Source organism: Sphingomonas sp. BL-S-29 (assembly GCF_055521495.1).
In genome coordinates, this window is the sequence record NZ_CM145482.1 from 2,103,565 (window position 1) to 2,125,031 (window position 21,467).

17 protein-coding genes, 1 tRNA gene and 2 riboswitches are annotated in these 21,467 nt (G+C 67.3%); of the genes, 5 read left to right on the forward strand and 13 right to left on the reverse strand.

Annotation, left to right across the window (positions count from 1 at the left end):
* Positions 1-46 precede the first annotated feature (46 nt).
* From ACZ1I2_RS10075 to ACZ1I2_RS10085, 3 genes are read right to left on the reverse strand one after another with little or no spacing between them, the layout of a single operon-like run.
* Entirely contained in the window at positions 47-739 is a 693-nt protein-coding gene (locus tag ACZ1I2_RS10075; protein WP_465169829.1) for a phytanoyl-CoA dioxygenase family protein, read from the reverse strand.
* The gene (locus ACZ1I2_RS10080; RefSeq protein ID WP_465174216.1) at positions 736-1,512 is read right to left on the reverse strand and encodes an ABC transporter ATP-binding protein; all 777 of its coding nucleotides are present in this window, start codon (positions 1,510-1,512) and stop codon (positions 736-738) included. The genes ACZ1I2_RS10075 and ACZ1I2_RS10080 overlap by 4 nt, the downstream gene beginning before the upstream one ends.
* Positions 1,506-2,498, reverse strand: coding sequence for a FecCD family ABC transporter permease (locus ACZ1I2_RS10085; protein WP_465174215.1), 993 nt, complete (start codon positions 2,496-2,498; stop codon positions 1,506-1,508). Before ACZ1I2_RS10085 ends, ACZ1I2_RS10080 begins: the two co-directional genes overlap by 7 nt.
* A 53-nt stretch (positions 2,499-2,551) precedes the next feature.
* Here ACZ1I2_RS10085 and ACZ1I2_RS10090 point away from each other — a divergent pair, with 53 nt between their 5' ends.
* A complete protein-coding gene (locus ACZ1I2_RS10090; RefSeq protein WP_465174214.1) occupies positions 2,552-3,394 on the forward strand; it encodes an ABC transporter substrate-binding protein in 843 nt (280 codons plus the stop codon).
* On the opposite strand, the gene bluB is transcribed toward ACZ1I2_RS10090, so the two are convergent.
* The 5 genes from bluB to ACZ1I2_RS10115 form a co-directional block, all read right to left on the reverse strand.
* The gene (gene bluB, locus ACZ1I2_RS10095; protein WP_465169825.1) at positions 3,381-4,031 is read right to left on the reverse strand and encodes a 5,6-dimethylbenzimidazole synthase; all 651 of its coding nucleotides are present in this window, start codon (positions 4,029-4,031) and stop codon (positions 3,381-3,383) included. The genes ACZ1I2_RS10090 and bluB overlap by 14 nt on opposite strands.
* Entirely contained in the window at positions 4,028-4,636 is a 609-nt protein-coding gene (cobO, locus tag ACZ1I2_RS10100; RefSeq protein ID WP_465174213.1) for a cob(I)yrinic acid a,c-diamide adenosyltransferase, read from the reverse strand. Before cobO ends, bluB begins: the two co-directional genes overlap by 4 nt.
* A complete protein-coding gene (gene cobN / locus ACZ1I2_RS10105; protein ID WP_465174212.1) occupies positions 4,633-8,358 on the reverse strand; it encodes a cobaltochelatase subunit CobN in 3,726 nt (1,241 codons plus the stop codon). The genes cobO and cobN overlap by 4 nt, the downstream gene beginning before the upstream one ends.
* Positions 8,358-9,392: a cobalamin biosynthesis protein CobW gene (cobW, locus tag ACZ1I2_RS10110; protein WP_465174211.1), complete on the reverse strand. Its 1,035-nt coding sequence runs from the start codon at positions 9,390-9,392 to the stop codon at positions 8,358-8,360. Before cobW ends, cobN begins: the two co-directional genes overlap by 1 nt.
* A 282-nt stretch (positions 9,393-9,674) precedes the next feature.
* Positions 9,675-9,913, reverse strand: a riboswitch (cobalamin riboswitch).
* 70 nt (positions 9,914-9,983) lie between these two features.
* Positions 9,984-10,517, reverse strand: coding sequence for a histidine phosphatase family protein (locus tag ACZ1I2_RS10115; protein ID WP_465181628.1), 534 nt, complete (start codon positions 10,515-10,517; stop codon positions 9,984-9,986).
* Between the two features lie 236 nt (positions 10,518-10,753).
* On the opposite strand from ACZ1I2_RS10115, the gene ACZ1I2_RS10120 reads away from it, so the two are divergent.
* The 4 genes from ACZ1I2_RS10120 (at position 10,754) to ACZ1I2_RS10135 (ending at position 15,750) form a co-directional block, all read left to right on the forward strand.
* On the forward strand, positions 10,754-10,981 hold the full coding sequence (locus ACZ1I2_RS10120) for a CbtB domain-containing protein (protein WP_465169821.1): 228 nt from the start codon (positions 10,754-10,756) through the stop codon (positions 10,979-10,981).
* A gap of 9 nt (positions 10,982-10,990) precedes the next feature.
* On the forward strand, positions 10,991-11,716 hold the full coding sequence (locus ACZ1I2_RS10125) for a CbtA family protein (protein ID WP_465174209.1): 726 nt from the start codon (positions 10,991-10,993) through the stop codon (positions 11,714-11,716).
* 76 nt (positions 11,717-11,792) lie between these two features.
* Positions 11,793-12,025: riboswitch (cobalamin riboswitch) on the forward strand.
* 176 nt (positions 12,026-12,201) lie between these two features.
* The gene (locus ACZ1I2_RS10130; protein WP_465174208.1) at positions 12,202-14,232 is read left to right on the forward strand and encodes a TonB-dependent receptor plug domain-containing protein; all 2,031 of its coding nucleotides are present in this window, start codon (positions 12,202-12,204) and stop codon (positions 14,230-14,232) included.
* Between the two features lie 3 nt (positions 14,233-14,235).
* Positions 14,236-15,750: a PepSY domain-containing protein gene (locus tag ACZ1I2_RS10135; protein WP_465174207.1), complete on the forward strand. Its 1,515-nt coding sequence runs from the start codon at positions 14,236-14,238 to the stop codon at positions 15,748-15,750.
* A gap of 349 nt (positions 15,751-16,099) precedes the next feature.
* Here the strand turns inward: ACZ1I2_RS10135 and ACZ1I2_RS10140 are convergent.
* The 5 genes from ACZ1I2_RS10140 to ACZ1I2_RS10160 all read right to left on the reverse strand — a co-directional run bounded on the left by ACZ1I2_RS10140 (position 16,100) and on the right by ACZ1I2_RS10160 (position 21,273).
* Positions 16,100-16,174, reverse strand: a tRNA-Glu gene (locus ACZ1I2_RS10140).
* A gap of 62 nt (positions 16,175-16,236) precedes the next feature.
* Complete coding sequence (locus ACZ1I2_RS10145) at positions 16,237-17,379, reverse strand: L-lactate dehydrogenase (protein ID WP_465174206.1); 1,143 nt, start codon at positions 17,377-17,379, stop codon at positions 16,237-16,239.
* Between the two features lie 68 nt (positions 17,380-17,447).
* Positions 17,448-18,608, reverse strand: coding sequence for a lactonase family protein (locus ACZ1I2_RS10150; protein WP_465174205.1), 1,161 nt, complete (start codon positions 18,606-18,608; stop codon positions 17,448-17,450).
* A 73-nt stretch (positions 18,609-18,681) separates the two neighbouring features.
* A complete protein-coding gene (locus ACZ1I2_RS10155) occupies positions 18,682-19,698 on the reverse strand; it encodes a hypothetical protein (protein ID WP_465174204.1) in 1,017 nt (338 codons plus the stop codon).
* A gap of 201 nt (positions 19,699-19,899) precedes the next feature.
* Positions 19,900-21,273 (reverse strand): class II 3-deoxy-7-phosphoheptulonate synthase, encoded by a 1,374-nt coding sequence (locus ACZ1I2_RS10160; protein ID WP_465169816.1) that lies wholly within the window; start codon positions 21,271-21,273, stop codon positions 19,900-19,902.
* Positions 21,274-21,467: the final 194 nt, after the last annotated feature.

Below are 21,467 nucleotides of genomic sequence, written 5' to 3' on the forward strand. Positions count from 1 at the left end.
ACGCATTGCGCACGGCCAAGGCAATCGCTGCGGTGCAACGTCGCGGTCAGGCCGCTTTCATCCAGACGACCAGCGCGAAGCGCGCGGGGCCCGCGGGAAGGGTACGATGCGGGGTGAAGCGGTCGAGCAGCAACACGGTACCGGCCGGGCATTCGGGCTGGAGCCGGGGCAGGCCGGCGATCGCCTCGTCGGGGATCTCGAAGCCCTTGTCGGTCAGGCGGGCAAGCGGTTCCGGGCGGCGGCCGGGAATGAGTTCGAGTCCGCCATTGTCGGGTCCGGCGTCGCTCAGCGGAATCCACGCCGTGGTCCAGACATTGCCACAGGAGGTGCCGTCGTCGCGCGCCACATCGGAATGCCAGGCATGGCGATGCTCGGGAAAGCTCGCAATGCTCGCCCGCACGCGAACGACCGAGCCGGAGAGGGAGCGTTCGCTGATCCGCTCGGCCTGGGCGAGCAGGCGCGGATCATTGGCGATTGCCTGAAGCCGGGGCCCGCGATGCGCGTCGGTGCAGATCGCGATACGCAGGAGATTGGCCTGGCTCTGGTCGGTCGCGAAGATCCGGTCGAGCCGCTCGTCGAGCGGAGCATCGGGACAGCTCTGCTCGAAAGGCAAATAGAGCGCGCGCGAGACGCGGTCGATATGCTCCGCGATGTCCGCCTGGGCAGCTTCGACCAGCGCGGGATCGAACAGCGGTACCGTCGCGTATCCCTGCTCGCGGTAGAAGGCCGCGTCGCTCATGGCCTGCTCCGCCCCAGCGTCGTAATTGACGGCCAGTCGCCACCCAGCTCGACGCGCGCGTCGATACCATAGACTTGTCGGAGATTAGCCGGGGTGAGCACCTCGGCGGGCGTGCCATCCCCGACCAGCGTGCCGCCATCGATCAGCACCAACCGGTCGCAATAGCGCGCCGCCATGGTGAGATCGTGCAGCACCGCAATCACCAGGGCGCCGGCACGGGCCTCGCCCTGGAGCAACTCCATCACATCGATCTGATGGCCGGGATCGAGGCTCGCGAGCGGTTCGTCCGCGATCAACGCAGGCGCCTGCACCGCGAGCGCGCGGGCGAGCAGGACGCGGGCGCGCTCGCCGCCGGAAAGTTCGGTGGCGACCCGCTCGCGCAGATACAGCACGTCCGCCCGTTCCATCGCGCGGTCGATCGCGGCGGCGTCATGCGCCCCGATCCGCGACATGGGGCCGAGATGCGGCAGGCGACCGAGCCCGACCAGCCGCTCGACGGACAGCGGCCAGTGCAGGGTCTGGCCTTGCGGCAGATAGGCGAGCTGTCGGGCGAGCTCGACGCGCGTCATCGATGCGGCGTCCGTGCCTTCGACGAGGATCCGGCCGGAATAGGGCACCAAAGCCAGCATCGCGCGCGCAAGGGTCGACTTGCCGGCACCATTGGGGCCGACGATGCCGGTGAGTGTCCCGGGCTGCAGCTCGGCGCTCACGCCGCGCACGACACTCCGGCGGCCGAGACTCACCTCGACCTGTTCGAGGCGAATGCTCACCACAGGCGCCGCTCCCGCATCAGATGGACAAGGAAGACGGGAACTCCGAGGAACGCCGTGACCACGCCCAGCTTGAGCTCGTTGGAGGTCGCGATCAGTCGAACGGCGAGATCGGCGAGGGTGAGCAGCGCAGCGCCGCCGATCGCCGAGGGCAGCAGGATCGCCGAGGGACTGCGATCGGTGAGCGGACGGATGAGATGCGGGACGATCAGCCCGACGAATCCGATCGCGCCCGAGACCGCCACCGCGCCGCCGACCCCGATCGCCGTGCCCAGCAGCAGGCGCAGCCGCGTGCACTTGAGGTCGACGCCCAGCGCCTGCGCGCCATCTTCGCCCAGGGTCAGCGCATCGAGTGCGCGCCCGTTCCAGAGCAGCAGCGCCATGCCGATCGCGATGCAGGGCAAGGCGATCCAGACATGCTCGAATGAACGGTTCTCGAGGCTCCCGAGCAGCCAGGTCATGATCTCCATCGCCGCGAAGGGATTGGCCGAGAGGTTGAGCGCGAGGCTGATTCCGGCGCCCGCGAGCGTCGCCACCGCAATGCCGGCGAGGATCAGGGTCAGCGGGCTTTCCGATCGTCCGGCAAGGACGAACAGCAGGACCAGCGAGACCATCGCGCACAGTATCGCCAGCAGCGGCAGGATCGCTGGATGAAGCTCGGACAGGCCGAAATACAGCGCAGCGACCGCGCCGAGCGCCGCGGCGTTGGAGGTGCCGAGCACCGAGGGCTCGGCGAGCGGATTGCGCAAATAGCCTTGCAGCGCCGCGCCGGCGAGCCCGAGCATCGCGCCGACCGAGAGGCCGAGCAGCGTGCGCGGCACGCGCAGGTCGAACAGGATCGCATTCGCGATCTTGTCGCCGTGCCCGGCAAGGGCCGCCAGCATCCTGGGGAGGGAAAGGCTGACCGGCCCGAGCAGGAGCGAGGCGATGGCGGCCAGCAGCGTCAAACCGATCAGGCCGGCGAGGAGAAGGGAGCGGGAATTGGTCATGCGGGGACTCTGAGGCGCTTGCTGGCAGGATCGCGGCCGCTATGGAAGCGGTGATGTACTGGAATAGACTTGTGGCGCTTGCCTTGCCGTTGCTGGCCCTGGGTGGCGCCGGGCTTTGGGCGCGCGGGGGCACGGACCCTGCGCCGGCGGGCAAGCCCAGGCGGATTGTCTCGCTGAACCTCTGCGCGGATCAGCTCGTCCTCGCGCTGGCCGATCGCGATCAGATTGCCGGCCTCACCCATAATGCGGCGGACAAGAATATGTCCGCGGGCGCGGCCAAGGCGCGCGGGCTTCCGATCCTCTCGACCTCGGCGGAGCAGGTGCTCGCGATCGATCCCGATCTTGTGATCGGCATGCCGGCGCGGCGCAGCGCGGCGATGGGCGTGCTCAAGGGGCAGCATTACCATATGCTCGACCTCAAGACCGCCAACAGGCTCGAGGACATCTATGCCTCGATCCGCAAGACAGCGGCAGCGGTCGGGCATCCCGAGCGTGGCGAGGCGATGATCGCGCAGATGGACGCCGAACTCGCGAAGATTCCGCGTCCCGGTGCCGGCAAGGTCGCCGCCTATTACCAGCGCCGCGGCTTCATGACGGGTACCGGCACGCTGATCGACGACCTGATGAAGCGCGTCGGACTGGTGAACCTCGCGGGCAGGCTCCACAAGCCGGTGCTCGCGCAGGTCCGCATCGAGGAGATGGTCGCAGCCCAGCCCGACTTCCTCATCGTCGAAAGCGCTACCGACACGGTCACCGACCAGGGCACCGAGATGCTGCACCATCCTGCGCTGGCCGGCATTCCCCGGATCAGCATCCCCCAGGCCTGGACGGTGTGCGGCAGCGCCGCCTATGTTCAGGCGGCGCGCGCGATGGCGGAGCAGATCAGCGCACACTGACATTGCCGCGCCAATCGAGGCGTCCCTGCCAGCCGCGCCGCTCCAGTTCGGGAACGGGCAAATCCTCCACGGGGTGCCCGAGACAGAGCAGGGCGATCAATCGCCAGCCCGTCGGGACCTCGAGCAACCGTTCCACGAATTTGGGATCGAGGATCGACACCCAGCCCAGTCCGATCCCGCGGGCGCGGGCGGCGAGCCATAACGTGTAGATCGCCAGCACCACCGAATAGGCGCGGGTCTCCGTCATCGTTGCAGCGCCCAACCCGTGACCGGCCTGCGTCGTCTCGTCGCAGAACACGGCCAGGATTTCGGGCGCTTCGCGCAAGCCGTGGAGCTTGAGCGCGGCATAGGCGTCGTCCCGTCCGTTCACATAGGCCGCGCCCGCGCGTGCCACTTCGATATCGACATGATCGGCCAGGCACTCGCGCAGCGACGGCGAGCGTACCCGCACGAAGCGCCAGGGCTGCGCATTGCCCACGGACGGCGCCTGTTGCGCGGTCTCCAGCAGCGCCAGCACGGTCTCGTCGGATAAGGCGTCGGTACGGAAATGGCGCACGTCGCGGCGCCAGGCGATCAAGCTGTCCAACTGGTCGAGAAACGCTGCATCGAAACGCGGTGGCGCGGCGTGGGCGTTCAAAATTCGATCCCGGCCTGCGCCTTCACGCCCTGCTCGCGGAACGGATGCTTCACCAGGGTCATCTCGGTGACGAGATCGGCCACATCGATCAGTTCCTGTTTGGCGTTGCGCCCGGTGACGATGACATGGGTCTTTTCGGGCTTGGCGGCGAGCACCTCGAGGACTTCCTCGACCGGCAGATAGTCGTAGCGCAGCACGATGTTGAGTTCGTCGGCGAGCACCAGCTTGTAGCTGGGGTCTGCGATCATGCGCTTTACTTCTTCCCATGCCTCGCGTGCGACGGCGATGTCGCGGGCACGGTCCTGCGTATCCCAGGTGAAGCCTTCTCCCATCGGCTTGAACTCGATCAGCTCGGGGAAGCGGTCGAACACCGCCTTCTCGCCGGTCGCCATCGCCCCCTTCACGAACTGGACGACGCCGACCTTCATGCCGTGCCCGATCGCGCGGACGACCATGCCGAGCGCTGCCGAGGTCTTGCCCTTGCCCGGGCCGGTATGGACGATGACCAGGCCTTTCTCGAGCGTCCGGGTGGCCAGCTTCTTCTCGTGCGCCGCCTGGACCTTTTCCATCTTGGTCTTGTGTTCTTCGTCGCTGCGCTGCTTCATGACGTTTCTCCAGCTAGCTCGGCGAGCAGGACGCCCGCGCTGTTCGATTTGGGCTTCCATAGCCCACGCGACAGCGCCTCGGCGAGGCGGCTGGCCGTCTCGCGCAGCGCCGCGGGGTTCGCATCGGCCATGAAGCCGCGCACGGCCTCGTCCTCGATAAAGGCGGCGTGGACCGCGTCGAAATGATGGTCGCGCACTGCATGGGTGGTGGCCGCGAAGGCGAACAGATAGTCGACGCTCGCGGCGATCTCGAACGCGCCCTTATAGCCGTGGCGCATCACCCCGGCGATCCATTTGGGATTGGTGACGCGGGCGCGGACGACGCGGCCGATCTCGTCCTCGAGTGTGCGCACGACCGGGCGCTCGGGGCGGCTATGGTCGTTATGATAGCTGAGCGGCTTGCTGCCCTTGAGATGCTCGACCGCCGCGGCGATGCCGCCCTCGAACTGATAATAATCGTCGCTGTCGAGCAGGTCGTGCTCGCGATTGTCCTGGTTCTGCACGACGGCATCGGCCTGGGTAAGGCGCTCGGCGAACAGGTCGCGCTCGGCATCCCCCTCGACCCCGGCGCCATAGGCATAGCTGCCCCAGTCGAGATAGACGTCGGCGAGATCGGCGCGGCTATGCCACAGACGTTCGTCGATCATCGCCTGGAGGCCCGCGCCATAGGCGCCGGGCTTCGACCCGAATACGCGGAAGCCGGCACGCAGCGTTGCGGCCTTGGGCTCGACGCCCCGATCGATCAGCCTGGCCGTCTCGACCCGGTGGCGCGCGGCGGCGGGATTGTCATGGTCGCTTTCGTCGAGCGCCATCACCGCGCGCGCCGCGCTGTCGATCAGGTCGATCTGCTCCGGGAAGGCGTCGCGGAAGAAGCCCGACACGCGGAAGGTGACATCGACGCGCGGGCGGCGAAGCTCGGTCACCGTCATCATTTCGAACCCGATCACCCGGCCCGAGGTCCAGTCCCAGCGCGGCCGCACTCCCATCAGCGCCAGCGCCTGGGCGATGTCGTCGCCGCCGGTGCGCATGTTCGCAGTGCCCCACGCGCTGAGCGCCATGGCTCTGGGATAAGCACCCTCGCGCTGGAGAAAGTCGTCGACCAGCAATTGCGCGGAGCGCTGGCCGAGATCCCAGGCGGTCGCGGTCGGGACTGAGCGCGTATCGACCGAATAGAAGTTGCGCCCGGTCGGCAGCACGTCGGGCCGTCCCCGGGTGGGAGCGCCCGAGGGGCCGGGCGCGATGAAGCGCGCATCGAGGCCGGCGAGCAGCGCGGACTGTTCGGCATCGCCACAGGCGTCGACCCGCGCGGCGAGATCGCCGAGCACGGCCTGCAATACCGTCGCTGACGCGGGCCCCGGGGCTTCCATGCCCTCGACCAGCGCGATCGCCAGCAGTTCGAGGCGCTCGACGGTGTCCCCGAACGTCCGCCACAGGTCATTCGACATCTCAGCAAGCGGCGCCGGTTTCGGTCCGTCCCAGACATCGCCCATGACGCAATCGAGCGGATCGAAGCCGAGCCGCAGATCGTCCGCCATCGACCGCAGCAGCGAGGCCTGGCCGGGACTGTCATAGCCGCGCGGAGTGCGCGACAGCGCGATCAGCAGGTCGGTGCGCAGCCGGCCTTCGGGCGAGCGGGTGAAGATGTGCAGCCCGTCGCGGATCTGCATTTCCTTCAGCTCGCACAGATAATTGTCGAGCGCGGCGAGCGCATCGTCGCCATCGCCGACCGCGCCGGCATCGGTATCGAGACCCTGCGAGCGCGCGAGGTTGAGAATCTCGCCCTTGAGATGCGCGATCCGGCGCGGGTCCATGCCGGCGGCGAGATAATATTCGTCGACCAGCGCTTCGAGCTGCTTGAGCGGCCCATAGCTTTCCGCACGGGTCAGCGGCGGGGTGAGGTGGTCGACGATCGCTGCGCCGATCCGGCGCTTGGCCTGGGTGCCCTCACCGGGATCGTTGACGATGAACGGGTAGAGTTGCGGCACCGGGCCGGCGCAGATCTCGGGAAAGCACGTCTCGGACAGCGCCAGTGCCTTGCCCGGCAGCCATTCGAGATTGCCGTGCTTGCCGACATGGACGACTGCATGCGCGCCGAAATGCCGGTTCAGCCAGAAATGGAAGGCGAGATAGGCGTGTGGCGGCACCAATGCCGGATCGTGATAGGTCGCCTTTGGATCGACATTATAGCCGCGCGCCGGCTGCACCGCGACCGCGATATTGCCGAACCGGTGCGCCGCGAGGCGGAAAGCACCGTCCCGCACGAACGGGTCTGCCTCGGTTGCACCCCAGCGCTCGCTCACCGCGTTGCGCACGGCCTGGGGCAGGGCGTCGAAGGCTTGGGCATAGTCGGCGATCGCCAGTGCGATCTCGCCCGGCCGGTCGATCGAATCGAGCGCATTGGTGACGCCCGCCAGCATCGTGTCCATCAGCGCCGCACCGTCGGTCGGCGCTTCGCCGATCGCGTAGCCGGAGCCGCCGAGCGCGGCGAAGATCGCCGCCGCGCTGGCCGGTGTGTCGAGGCCGACCCCGTTGCCGATCCGGCCGTCGCGATTGGGGTAGTTGGCGAGGACCAGCGCGATCCGGCGTTCCGCTGCCGGCGTTCGGCGCAACCTCGCCCAATTGGCGGCAAGTCGGGCGACGAAGGCGACCCGGTCCGGTGCGACCCTGGGCACGATGATCCCGCATTCGGTGCGCGCGTCGAACCGCTCGGCGGCCTTGAACGCGACCGCGCGGCTGAACAGCCGGCCGTCGATTTCGGGCAGCGCGACGTTCATCGCGAGATCGCGCGGGCCGAGGCCGCGTGGTGAGTCGGTCCAGGCCGATTGCTCGACACCGGCGAACACGGTCTGGAGGATCACGCAGTCCGCGGTCTCCAGTACGCCGCCGATCCTGTTCTCGCCCGGCGACGATGCGGCGAACGAGGTGGCGTTGAGGATGACGTCGGGCCGCAGTTCCGTAATCAGCCCGCGCAGCCAGTCGACCGCGAACGGTTCGCGCAGCGCCCGGACATGGACCGGGGCGACGTTCAGGCCCTGCGCCTCGAGTTCGGCGACCATGGCATCGACCGCGTCGAGCGTGCCGGCGATAGTCAGGGCGCGGTAGAAGACAAACAGGGCGACAGGCCGTCCTTCGGTCCAGCGCGCATGCAGATCGGCCAGGGCAGGGCGATCGACCCCCTTCACATACAATCCCGCATCGGCAACCGGAACCGGATCGTCGGGTGTGCCGATGTCTCGGCCGATCAGGCGAGCGGCGGTACGCAGGAAACCGGTTGCGTTGGCGACCCCGCCCTGGCGCAGATAGTCGCGCAGCCGGGCACAGGTCTCGGGCGGCAGGGTCGAGGCGGCGTCGAGCGCCGGATCGTCCTCGCGTCCATCGGCGATCGCGGCGAAGGCGATGCCGTGCGCGCGGGCAACCGCGGCGATCTCGTCGATCCCATAGGGCCAATAGGCCTTGCCGCCGAGCAGGACGACGCAGACGAACTTCGCCTTCGCGATCACCTTCTCGACATAGAGATCGACCGAATAGGGATGCTTGAGCTGGAGCAGGTTCGCCAGTCGGATGCGCGGGGCGCCGTTGCCCAGCGCCTCGGCCGCCCGCGCGAAACACGCCAGCTCGCTGTCCGCCACGGTCAGGAACACGATATCACCCGGCGACTGGTCGAGGTCGATTGCCTCGTCACCGTTCGAAACCGTCCCCGGCGTGGCGGACAGCAGATGCATCAGCCGAGGACGCTCGCGAGTTCGGTTTCGATTCCCGCGCGGTCCAGCCCCTTCTGGCCGATCACGACCAGCTGGGTGCGGCGCGCTTCTCCGGGCTTCCACGCGCGATCGAAGAAATGCTGGACGCGCGGGCCGACCGCCTGGATGACGAGGCGGCTGGGCTTTCCCGCGACCGCGACCATGCCCTTGACGCGCAGTACATCGTGTTTGGCGATGACCTCGCCCAGCCGGGCGACGAGCGCGTCGAGATCGGCAACTTCACCGCCGGTCGCGACGAAGCTGTCGAAATCGTCGTGATCATGCTCCTCGCCATCGTCGATATGCGACTCGCGCGAATCGAGATCGTCCTCGGCTGCGGCGGTGATGCCGAGCAACGCGGCGATATCGACCGCGCCGTGATCGGCGCGCACGATCCGTACGCCGGGCCGCGTCTCCGCGTCGACCAGCGCCTCGACCCGCGCAAGCGTCTCGGCATCGACCAGGTCGGTCTTGTTGAGCACGACCATGTCGGCACAGCCGAGCTGCTCCTCGAACAGCTCCTCCAGCGGCGAATCATGGTCGAGATTGGGGTCGGCCGCGCGTGCCGCCGCCAGTGCCGCCTCGTCGGTGGCGAAGCGACCGGCCGCGACCGCATCGGCATCGATCAGCGCGATGACGCCGTCGACGGTCGCACGGGTGCGGATGTCCGGCCATTGGAACGCCTTGACCAGCGGCTTGGGGAGCGCGAGCCCGCTGGTCTCGATGATGATGTGCTCGGGCGGGTTGGGCCGGTCGAGCAGCTTCTGCATCGTCGGCAGGAAGTCGTCGGCGACGGTGCAGCAGATGCAGCCATTGGCCAGCTCGACGATGTCATCTTCCGGGCAGGCCTCGTCATTGCAGCCCTTGAGCAGCTCGCCATCGACGCCGATATCGCCGAACTCGTTGATCACGAGCGCGATGCGACGCCCCTGCGCATTCTCCAGCAGATGGCGGATCAGCGTGGTCTTGCCGGCCCCCAGAAATCCGGTGATGACGGTAGTGGGCACTTTGCTCACGCTGCTTCTCCTTCTTCGACGTCGACAGGTGCGCGATCATGGATCGCACGCCAATGGGAAACTCTTGCGTCGCCCGCAGCGGCGAGGCGCCGCAGCGCGATCCGCGAAGGCGTCATGACCAACATCGGTGGCGGGGGCGTGCCGTTCGCCTGGGCGAGCGGTCGATGCACGACGACGGGCGGACGCCAAAAGCACCCGGCACCATGCACCGATGCGGCCCCAGCCGCATGGTTCGTCGCTCAGACGGAGTTCCGTGCCTTGGCCATTCCCTGGACCAGGGCAAGAGCGACCGGTGCGCTGGCAGGTCTCCTGGCTCGCGGGTCATAGCTTGATGCACGGCCTTCCCAAGCCTTCGCGCTCGCGCGTGATCGGCCCAGTGGCTTGCCTCTCGAAGAGAGGCGGTGTGCATCGCGCTCGCCGCTTACAGTTGCAGGGACAGCCGCGGAGTTGGGCGGCTGAAGCCGTCCGCACCGCATTCCCGATTAAGCCCCTTTCGGGGCACCGGCGCGATCACGAGGCGCGGGGGCAACCCCGTTCCTCAAGCGCGCCAATAGGCGGTTGCCAACCCATCGGCAAGATATGGAGATTTCTTTATCCGCTGCCGGTGATGGGCCCGAGCGACTGCAACCGCCAGATGCGATTGAACGACAAGACCGTCACCGAGAGGGGCGCGACATCGATCCGCCACGTCGCGCCGATCGGCAGCGACAGGGCAGCGGCGATCGCCGCGCGTACCACGGCCGGGTGAGTGATCGCCAGCACGGGCACATCCCGTCCGGCCTGGCTGGCGAGCCACTCGGCGACACGCACGCTGACCGCCGCCATCGTCTCGCCGCCGGACGCGCCCGCCCCGGGATCGGCGATCCACGCGGCAGCAGCCTCGGGATCGGCGGCATTGATCTCGGCAAGGCTTTTCCCGCTCCAGTCGCCATGATCGATATCGCCGAGCGCCGCATCGATATCGGCGGTCAGACCAAGCGCTTCCGCCGTCTGGCGCGCGGCCGACGCCGGGCTGGTGGCGACACGCCGTGGGGAGGGCCCCGGGATGCGCAGGCCGGTCGCTGCGCGCAGCCCCCCCGTGTCGAGCGGCTCGGCGGGATCGGCGAACCCGCCGACGCGGCTCATGGCGGTGGCGGCATGGCAGAGCAGGGTCAGTCGCGTGGCCAGGCGGGCCTCCCGATATCGTTGACGTTGCGCTCGGTTCTGTCCTAGGGCGATGCCGAAGGACCGAGGAAGAAGCCGGTGGAATTCCGGCACGGTCGCGCCACTGTTATCGGCAGCACCTCCCTGCTGTCGAGAGTCAGACCTTCCTCGCGACATTATCCCCGCGGGACGCGCACATCCCGGTCAAGGAGCTGAACATGCCGGCCACGACTCTCTTCGCCGACGACGTCTTTATCCCCGTCCGGGGCGAGACGGCCATTCCGATCGGCGAGATCCTGCCCTGGGCCGTCTTCGGCACGCTGCTCGCCCTGATCTTCCTTTATTTCGTCAGCACCGAGCAGGGCGCGGTGTCGCTGTTCAGCGGCAAATATGTGCACGAGCTCGTCCATGACGGGCGCCATCTGCTCGGCTTTCCCTGCCACTAAGCGTCGAACATGGCGCGTACCCTGTTGATCCGCGGCATGCTGGTGGGCCTGGTCGCTGCCTTGCTGGCGTTCCTGTTCGCCCGTGTCGCCGCGGAGCCACAGGTCGATCTGGCGATCGCATTCGAGGCCGCGCGCGACCATGCGATGGGCGCGATGGACGAGCCCGAGCTGGTCAGCCGCGCGACTCAAAAGGGGTTCGGCCTGATCATCGCCGTGCTGCTCTACGGCGCGGCGATCGGCGGGATCTTCTCGCTGGTGTTCGCCGGACTCTATGGGCGCTGGTCGCGGCTCGGGCCGCGCTCGCTCGCCTTGCTGCTCGCCCTGGCGGGTTTCGTCGCGATCGCCCTGGTGCCGGCGTTCAAATATCCGCCGAACCCGCCCGCGGTCGGCCTGCACGAGACCGTGGCGTTTCGGACGATCACCTATTTCGCGATGATCGCCTTGTCGGTGGTCGCACTGATCGTCGCCGCGAAGCTCGGGCGCGGCCTGACCCGGCGTCTCGGCGCCTTCAATGCGATGCTCTGCGCCGCCGGCTGCTATGTCGGGCTGGTGACCGCGGTGCAGCTCGCCTTGCCCGCGATCAACGAAGTGCCGACGGATTTCCCGGCAGTCGTGTTGTGGAACTTCCGCATCGCGTCGATTGCCATGCAGGCGGTGCTGTGGACGGCGATCGGCATCGGCTTCGGCGCTGCTGCCGAGCATGCGCTGCGTCATGGGGCGAGCCGCCGCGGCTAGCGGCTCGGGCGTCGCGTCGGGGCGATCGTTTCGCACCTGCTAAAACATCTTGCCTCGGTCGGACATGGGCCATATCGCATCCCTTGATCGCGTCGGTACCCCGAAAGGGGTTTAAAATGGGAACGCGGTGAGGGTGGTTCGCCACCTGAATCCGAGGCTGTCCCTGCAACTGTAAGCGGCGAGCGCGATGCATGGCTCCTTTCGAGGGAGCAGCCACTGGGCCGGACGATATGTGCCGCGAGGCCTGGGAAGGCATGCATCAAGCTGTGACCCGTGAGCCAGGAGACCTGCCGGCGTCTGGTCGCTCTTGCCTGGTCCAGGGGATGGCCGAGGCACGGTGAACTCCGTCTGAGCGACGAACGAGCGGCTGGGGCCGCATCGGAGACGTGCGGTGGCCGCCCTTGGCGTCCGGCCGCCGCGCGTACCGACCGTTCGTGTGACGGCACGCCCCCGCCCAACGTCGGACGACGCCTGGGGGGTTGCCAATGAAGAAGATCACCATCGTATCGCAGCTGGCCCTCGCGGCCGTTCTCGCAACATGCGCCGGCACCGCCGCCAGCGCGCGGACCGCGGAGGACCGAGCCGGGAGCCACGCGGTCGACGGTCCCGACCGGCCTGACGGAGACATCGTCGTCACCGGTACGAGCCTCGAAGAGACCCTGCCGCAGGAGCTTGCCCGCTACGGCAGCGACATCGAAACCGTCACCGGGAAGCAGGTTCGCGACCGCGGCGTCGTCGACATCGCCAGCGCGCTGGAGAGCGTCCCTGGCCTGTACATCAAGCCGGGTGCCGGCCCGTTCAGCTATGTCGACCTCTCGCTCCAGGGTTCGCGCACCCAGGACGTGCTGTGGACCGTCGACGGCATCCGCATCAACAACCGCCTCTATGGCGGCACCTCGCCCAACGACACGCTGCCTGCCAGCATGATCGAGCGGATCGAAGTGCTGAAGGGCGGCGAGAGCCTGTTCTACGGCACCCAGGCCGCCGCCGGCGTCATCAACGTCGTGACCCGTGGCTTCACCGACGATTTCAACGGCCAGGTCAATGCCAATGTCGACAGCCGCGGCGGGACCAATGTCGACGGCTATGTCCGGGGCAGTCTCGGCGAGCACAAGTTCGTCGCCTGGGCCTCACGCAACGACGCCGACGGCTATCGCCCGTACAGCGTGATGCAGCCCAGCGCGACCGACCGCGAGCGCGGATATCACCTCTGGTCGGTCGGCGGGAAATACCAGTTCGATGTCACGCCGGACCTGCGCCTCAACGCCGAATATCAGCACACGGAGGCGAATCTCGACAATCTCTCGCCGACCCGGGTCAACAGGAGCCGCAACGACCGCAACGAGGAGATCGCCAGCCTCCGCCTCGATTACACCGGCAGCGACACCGTCCAGTTCTACCTGAAGGGCTATTATCACGACTGGCGCACTGCCTATGTCCAGATCCTCAACCCGATCCCGGCGGGTCCGCCGATCACGGTCTATCCCGACGGCACCTTCTGGGGCTTCCAGGATTATGGCGGCAGTGCAGTGGTGAAGCTGCACCTGCACAAAGGCCTCGAATATCTGGTCGGCTACGACTTCCAGAACTTCAATGGCCGTGACGACGTGCTGCTGATCGGCAAGCTTACCGAGCAGATCCATGCCGGAATCTTCCAGGTCCGCACCACCGACGAGATCAGCAAGCGCGGGCGGCTCACCGCGGGTGTGCGCTATAACGAGACTGGCGGCGCGAAGAAGACGATCTGGAACGTCAGCGGCCGTTACGACCTGACCGACAGCCTCTATATCGAGGGCAATGGCGGCACCTCCTTCATCCTGCCCGACGCGTCGTCGCTCTACGGCATCGATCCATGCTGCGAGATCGGCAACCCGAACCTCAAGCCCGAGCAAAGCCTCAATCTCAACCTGACAGCCGGCGGCAAGGTCGCGCTGGAGGACGGTGCGCTCAACTGGAAGGTCACCTATTTCCAGCGCCGGATCACCGACCTGATCGACTATGACTATGACAATCCCGCCTTCCCGAACGGGACCTACATCAACGTCGGCGACAAGGTGAACGTGCACGGCGCCGAGATCGTCCTCGACGCGCAGGTGGCGCGCGACTGGCAGGTGATGGCGAGCTACACCTTCAACCGCACCCGGAACGAGGGATCGACGACTCAGCGCGACCGCACGCCTGAGCAGTTCGCCAAGGGATCGATCGCCTATGCGCCCCAGGACCTGCCCTTTGGCGCGAATGCTTCGATCAACTGGGTGGGTGATGCCTTCTCGTCGCCCTCGGGTTTTCCGCGCCAGAACTACGGCAATTATGCGGTCGTCGATCTCGGCGCGCATCTCTATGTCGACGGCGCTGCCCGCCGGCACCGCTTCGGCGTTAACATCGAGAATGTCACCGGCCAGGAATATGCGACGCGCGGCTATGGGTCGGCACCGGCCGATACCGGCGGGCGCTTCCTCTATTTCAACCGCGGCGTGCCCCGCACGCTGCGGGTCAGCTATGGCCTGAGTTTCTGAGCCATGCTCCGTCCCGTCCTCTTCCTCCATCGTTGGCTGGGCGTCGTCATCGGCGCACTCATGACGCTTTGGTGCCTGTCGGGCTTCGTCATGATGTATGTCGATTATCCCCGGCTGATGCCCGCCGACCAGCTGCGCGGGCTCGCGCCCGTGCAGCTGCCGGACGCCGCGGCGCTCGGACGCATAGACCTGGCGGCGGACACGCCGGTCGCGTCGGTGAAGATGGAGATGATGGCGGGGCGGCCGGTGCTGCGCGTGGTGCCGGCACTGGACTCGAGCCGCACGATTTCCCAGATGCGCATGTCGCCGGGCAGCTATGACCTGTCGACCGGCAAGCTGATCGAAACATTGGCGCCGGGCGACATCCGCGCCATCGCCACGACATTCGGGCAGCGCTTCGGCATCGCCGGGATGCCGGACACGGTGGCGATCACCGGCATCGACCAATGGACCGTCCAGACCTTCCGGCGCAACCAGCCGCTCTACCGCGTCGATTATGCCGATCCCGCCGTCACGACCGTCTATATCGCGGGCAATAGCGGTGAGGCGGTGCAGCGGACGACGCGGTTCCAGCGATTCTGGGGCTGGCTCGGCGCGGTGCCGCACTGGCTCTATCCGACGATCCTTCGCCAGAATGGCGAGGCGTGGAATCAGGTCGTCATCTGGACCTCGTTGATCGGCTGCTTCCTGACGATCACCGGCCTGTGGGTGGGCATCTCCCGGCTTCGGCGCCGGCGCGACGGGAGCATCGGCTCGCCCTATCGCGGGTTGTGGTGGTGGCACCATATGTTCGGCCTGTTCTTCGGGCTGCTGACCCTGACCTGGGTGGCCAGCGGGCTCTTCTCGATGAACCCATGGGGTTTCCTCGACAGCATGGCAGGCCTCGCCGAAAGCCAGCGCCTCGCCGGCCCGATGACCTGGGGCGATGTCCGCGGTGCCGCCGGACAGCTTCCGGTCCTGCCGGCGGGCACGGTGCGAGTGCAGGGCGCGCCGCTTGGCGGACGGGTCTTTCTGGTCGCGATCGACCGGGACGGCCGCATCACCCGCTTCGATGTGAGCGGCAGGCCAGCACCGCTCGGGGAAGCGGAGCTGAAGGTTGCGCTGCGCAATGGCCCGCCGGTCGCCTCGCTCGAGAAGCTTGGGCAGGAAGACACCTATTATTACACCCACAAATTCCCGATGAAGCTGCCGGTCTGGCGCGCGATCCTGTCCGATCCCGAGGCGACCCGGCTCTATATCGACCCGGGCTCCGGGGCGTTGATCCAGGCGATCGACAGCAACGGCCGCGGCTTTCGTTGGCTGCAGAACGGGCTGCACAGCCTCGATTTCCCCGTGCTGCGGACGCGGCCGCTATGGGACCTGGTCGTGCTTCCACTGCTGCTGGCCGTGACCCTTGTCTGCGGGACAGGGACCTGGATGGGCATCCGCAAGCTCGGCAGGGACCTGCGCCGGCTGCGCCGCCGGCTGGGGCGAGGCAGGCGAACGTCTATCGGCGGGGAAGGTGTCGCAGGATTCTAACTTGAACCGTATCGGTCGCCATCCGGCCGGGAGGCTCGCACATGCCAGGCGCCTTTAGGCTAAAAGCGTCGACACATACCTTAAGTGGATTCCATAGCTGGACCCTCGATGGAGCCCATGACGATGCTCATCGTCGCGGGCCTCGACACGTTCATCGAGCGCAATCTAGTCGAAGGGATATCCGCGAGGCAGTGCCCGCCGGGCAAGGAGCCGAGACGTCCGATTCGCAGCCGATTCCGTCTCCATTGGTCGCAGTTTACTGCTCCCAAAAACGGAAGTGCCATTCTGCACCAATATTCGACGGCGCGAGATTCTGTCTCGACAATGGCCCGTAAGCCAGTGAAATCGCTGGTGACCCCTACGAGAATCGAACTCGTGTTTTCGCCGTGAGAGGGCGACGTCCTAACCGCTAGACGAAGGGGCCATACCTTGCGGAGCGGCGCATCTACGGTGAGCGGGGCTCACCGTCAAGATGGCGCACGCCTGTCAGCGCAGAAGCATGTCCGGCGACAGCGTCTTCACATCGGTCTGGCCGGTCAGCGCCATCGCCACCGCCATCTCATGGCGCAGCAGCTCGAGCATCTGCGCCACGCCCGCGCCACCTCTGGCCGCCAGCGCATAAGCCCAGGCACGGCCGAGCAGCACGCCCTTCGCGCCCAGCCCCAGCGCTCGCAGCACATCGACGCCAGAGCGGATGCCGCCGTCCATCAGCACATCGGCACGACCCGCCACGGCATCGACCACGCCCGGCAGCGCTGCGATGGAGGAGGGCGCTCCGTCGAGCTGCCGCCCGCCATGGTTGGATACCACGATCGCGGTCGCGCCGATGTCGCAGGCGGCGACCGCATCGGCCGGGTCCATCACGCCCTTGATCACGATCGGCCCGTCCCAATGCTGGCGGATCCAGTCCATGTCCTTCCAGGTGATCGACGGATCGAAATTGCGCGCGACCCAGGCGGTGAACTGGTCGAGCCCGGCACCCTCGGGCATCACCGGGGCAAAATTGCCCAGGGTATGCGGTCCGCCGAACAGGCCGACATCGAACGCCCAATGCGGATGCGTGGCGATCTGGGTGAAGCGCTTGATCCGCGCGCCTAGGCCCTGCTTGCCGGTCAGGCTCGATCGCACGTCGCGGTACCGCGCGCTGTGCACGATCAGGTCGACGGTCAGCACCAGTGTCTCCACGCCGATCGCCTTGGCCCGCGCCAGCATGTCCTTCATGAACTCGCGGTCGCGGATCATGTAGAGCTGGAAGGCGAAGGGCTGGGTGACGCCCGCCGCTACCTCTTCCATGCCGCAACAGGCGGAGGCGGAGAGGATGAAGGGCACGCCCGCCGCCTCCGCCGCGCGCGCAGCCTGCACTTCGCCGCGCCGCGCATACATGCCCGCCAGCCCGACCGGCGCGAGCGCGACGGGCAGCGATGCGGGACGGCCCAGCAGGGTGGTGGACAGGTCGATCTGCGAGACGTCGGTCATGACCTTCTGGCGCAGCTTCAGCCGCTGCAGGTCCTCGACATTGCTGCGCATGGTCGATTCCGAATAGGAACCGCCGTCGATATAATCGAACAGGAACAGGGGCAGGCGCGCTTTCGCGAGCAGCCGGAAATCATCGATGCAGGCCGGTGTCACCGTGTCGATCTAGGTCCCGGGCCCGGCCCCCGCAATGTCATTGTTGCGCGGGAGCCGGGCGCCATTCCTTACCGGCTGCTCGGGGTTGCGATCGCGCCCGGGCGCGCGTCGAACTTCAGGGTCGCCGCTTCGTCGCGGGCCAGCGTCCGGCCGTTGAAGCGATAGACTTCGATGTCCTTGTCCACCGCGCACTGCAGCAGCACCGTCTTGGCATTGTCGCTGAAGGTCGCGCCCTGGCACCAGGCGCCGGTCTCGGTCTCGGTGATCGGGGTCAGCGTCATGCCCTTCACGCCATAGATCTTCAGCGCGCCATGCGGCCAGTAACCCGCCGAACCCGGCGCGCCGCCCGATCCGTTATGCACCACGACCGCGAGATAGCGCCCGTCGCGCGACAGGGTCAGATGCTCCGGCGTGAAGCCCACCTCGACCGGATTGACCTTGCCCGTCGCCAGCTCGACCGCAGTGACGGTGCCGACGCGCGGGCCGCGGGGCGGGGTGGTGCCGGCCGGCGGCGTATTGCCCTGCAGGTTGGTGTTATAGGCATAGCGTCCGTCGGGGCTGAACGAGATGCCGTAAGGCTGAACGCCGGTGGAGATCGGCGCGCCGTCGAGCGTCACGCTGTCGCCCGATACGGACAGGCGCATCAGCTGCCCCGCGCTCTGCGCCACCGCGACGGCGCCCTTGCCGTTGGGCAGGAATGCCACGTCGGTCGGCCGTGCCTTGGCGGGCAGCTGCACCTTGCCCGCGGGCGTCAGGCGCTTGTCCTTGATCGTGAAGATCGAGACCGTGTCGTCGCCCGTGCTGACCACCAGCGCCAGCGTGCCGGCGCGGTTGATCGCGACGCCGCTCGCGCCCGGGCCTGCCTGCACCGTCTGCGCCAGCGCCGGCGCGGTCGGGTCGGCGAGGTCGATCACCGAGACGCCGTCGTTCAGTTCCAGCGTGCCGTCCGTCTTCAGGCGCTGCGCGGCGGATACCAGCGCGAAGCCGCCATTGCGCGCGACCGCGACGGCCGTCGGCGGGCCGATCATGCTGGCGGGTGCCGCGACCGTGCCGATCGTCTTCGGCGGATAGCTGCGCAGGTCGATCACCGACACGCTGTCGGCGGTGCGCCCGGCGTCGCCGGGGCGCAGCTGCTTGCCGTCATTGGCCGACACGGCGAGCTGCGCCGAAACTGCGCCGGGCACGGCAAGTGCGATGACGGCGGCGGCAAGGCTGATGCTGGTCTTCATGGGCGTCCCTCTCTTCTCATGAAGCAGGCCGCGCCTCCCGGCGCGGCCTGCCGATGTCGGTATTCAGGTCGGATCAGAAGGGATCGGTGCGCTTGGTATAGGCACGGCCCTTGTCGGCGGCAGGCGAATCGCCGCCGGTGCAGATCATCACCCCGTCCTTGATCTGGTCGATCACGTCGCGCTCGCCGCACGCATTGAGGAAGCGCAGGCCGTTCGCCTTGGTCGCGGCGAGCACGCGCGCGCGCACCGCCAGCATCGATGGCGGATAGCCCTCAAAGGCAGCGCCCGGCGCGCGCGGCTTGGGCGCGCCGACCAGATAGAAGCCGTGATCGCCCGGGCCCCATTCGGCAAAGGCCAGGCCCGGGGTGCGCACGGTCGATTCGACATTGGCGTCGGCGCGGGGATTCTCGATCTTCACGCCGAAGATCAGCTCGCCGTCCGGGTTGAGCGGCCAGGGCTCGGCCAGGCGGAGATAGTCATTCTGGGAAACCCCCCAGATCTCCGAGGCGAAGGCCTGGCTGCCATTGCCGCGAAAGCCCTGGGCGAGGCCCTGCACCACCGGCGCGAAGGGATAGCGCGAAGCCTCGACCATGATCTTGGCCGCCTCGGGCGACTCGGCGTTGCACAGCAGGATGCCGTGGACGCCGGCGGCGAGCGCCTGCTGGATCATCCAGGCATTGGCGCGGACGGCGTCGGGCGTGCCCTGGATCGGCAGTGTGACGATCACGGCGGGGGTACGGTGCCCGGTACGGGTCGGCCCCGCATCGACCAGGCCGCGCATGAACTCGCGCAGCTCTTTGAAGTCGAGCGGGCCATGCTCCATCTCATAGGTGATGTAATCGGCCTTGGTCGCCGCCTGCTTCTTGCCCTCTTCATATCCGCCGCCGGAAATCTGGGTGTAATAGACCGGCTGGCCCTTCATCCACATGTCGATGATGCGGTTGATATGTTTGCCGGTGCGTGTGGTCTTGGCCGGCATCGCCGGCTGGGCATCGACCGCAAAGGCCTGGCCGGGCGCCTGTTGAGCATGGGCCGGCATCGACATCAGCGCGAGCGGCGCAGCGGCGGCAAGCAGGAACAACCTGTTCATATAGCATCTCCCCTGGTGTTGGTTCTTTACTGAACCCTATAGGATATAGCATGTCACGCACGACTCGCGGGCGCAATGGGGAGAATTGCATCCAAAATCGCTTTTTTGTGTACTTTATTTTTCGGGGCGCACGAAGCCGAGGCGCTCAAGTCTCGGACTCGAGCGCCTGACCGATGATTGTCGTTGCTTAACCTGAGCCGGTCAGGCCGCTGCCCGACGCCGCTCCGCCATTTCGACGTTGAGCATCTCGGCCAGCAGGAATGCGAGTTCCAGGCTCTGCCCGGCGTTGAGCCGCGGGTCGCAATGCGTGTGATAGCGGTCAGCCAGCGACTGCTCGGTCACGTCGACCGCGCCGCCGGTGCACTCGGTCACATTCTGCCCGGTCATCTCGGCATGGATGCCACCCGCGATGCTGCCTTCGGCACGGTGCACCGCGAAGAAGCCGCGCACCTCGGCCAGGATCCGCTCGAACGGCCGCGTCTTGTAGCCGTTCGACGCCTTGATCACGTTGCCGTGCATCGGGTCGCAGCTCCACACAACGGGATGCCCTTCGCGCTGGACGGCGCGGATCAGCTTGGGCAGGCCGGCCTCGATCTTGTCATGGCCATAGCGGGTGATCAGCGTCATGCGCCCCGCAACGCGTGCCGGGTTCAGCGTGTCGAGGAGGCGCAGCAGCGCGTCGGGCTCGAGGCTCGGCCCGCACTTCATGCCGATCGGATTGCCGATCCCGCGCAGATATTCGACATGCGCCGAATTCTCGAAGCGGGTGCGGTCGCCGATCCACAGGAAATGCGCGCTGGTGTCGTACCAGTCGCCCGTCAGCGAATCCTGCCGGGTCAGCGCCTGCTCGTACTTCAGCAGCAGCGCCTCATGGCTGGTGTAGAAATGCGTCTCCGCCAGCTGCGGCACCGTTTCGGGGCTTATCCCGCATGCCGCCATGAACTCCAGTGCCTCACCGATCCGGTCGGCGGTCTCGGCGAACTTCTTCGCCCAGGGGCTGCGGCCCATGAAGTCATGAGTCCAGCGATGCACCTGCGCCAGATTGGCGTAGCCGCCGGTCGCGAAGGCGCGCAGCAGGTTCAGGGTCGCCGCCGATTGGCTGTACGCGCGGATCATCCGCTGCGGATCGGGCGCACGGCCTTCGGCGGTGAAGGCGATGTCGTTGACGATGTCGCCGCGGTACGCCGGCAGCTCGACGCCGTCCTGCACTTCGGTATCGGACGAGCGCGGCTTGGCGAACTGGCCCGCCATGCGGCCCAGCTTCACCACCGGCAGCTTCGACGCATAGGTCAGGACCACCGCCATCTGCAGGATCACGCGGAACGTGTCGCGAATGTTGTTCGCGCTATGCTCGGCAAAGGACTCGGCGCAGTCGCCGCCCTGCAGCAGAAAGGCCTTGCCCTCGACGACCTTGGCCAGGTCCGCGGTCAGGTTGCGCGCCTCGCCGGCGAACACCAGAGGCGGAAAGCTCTCCAGCGTCGTCGTCGCGGCGTCGAGCGCTGCGCTGTCGGGATAGGTCGGAAGCTGGCGGGCTTCTGCCTGAGTCCAGCTGTCGGGGGCCCATTTGGCGGCCATGATGCGAGTCCAGTGGTGAATGAGGGCGGTTCCCTTGCGGGAAATCGCCTCTTCGCGCAATCAAGGAAAACTATTCCTCCCCGGCACGGGGAGGGGGACCGCCCGCTTCTTCAGCGGGCGGTGGAGGGGCTTGGAGCGCGGAACACCCGTCCCGCGCTCCAATTTCCCTCCACCAGCTTCGCTGGTCCCTCTCC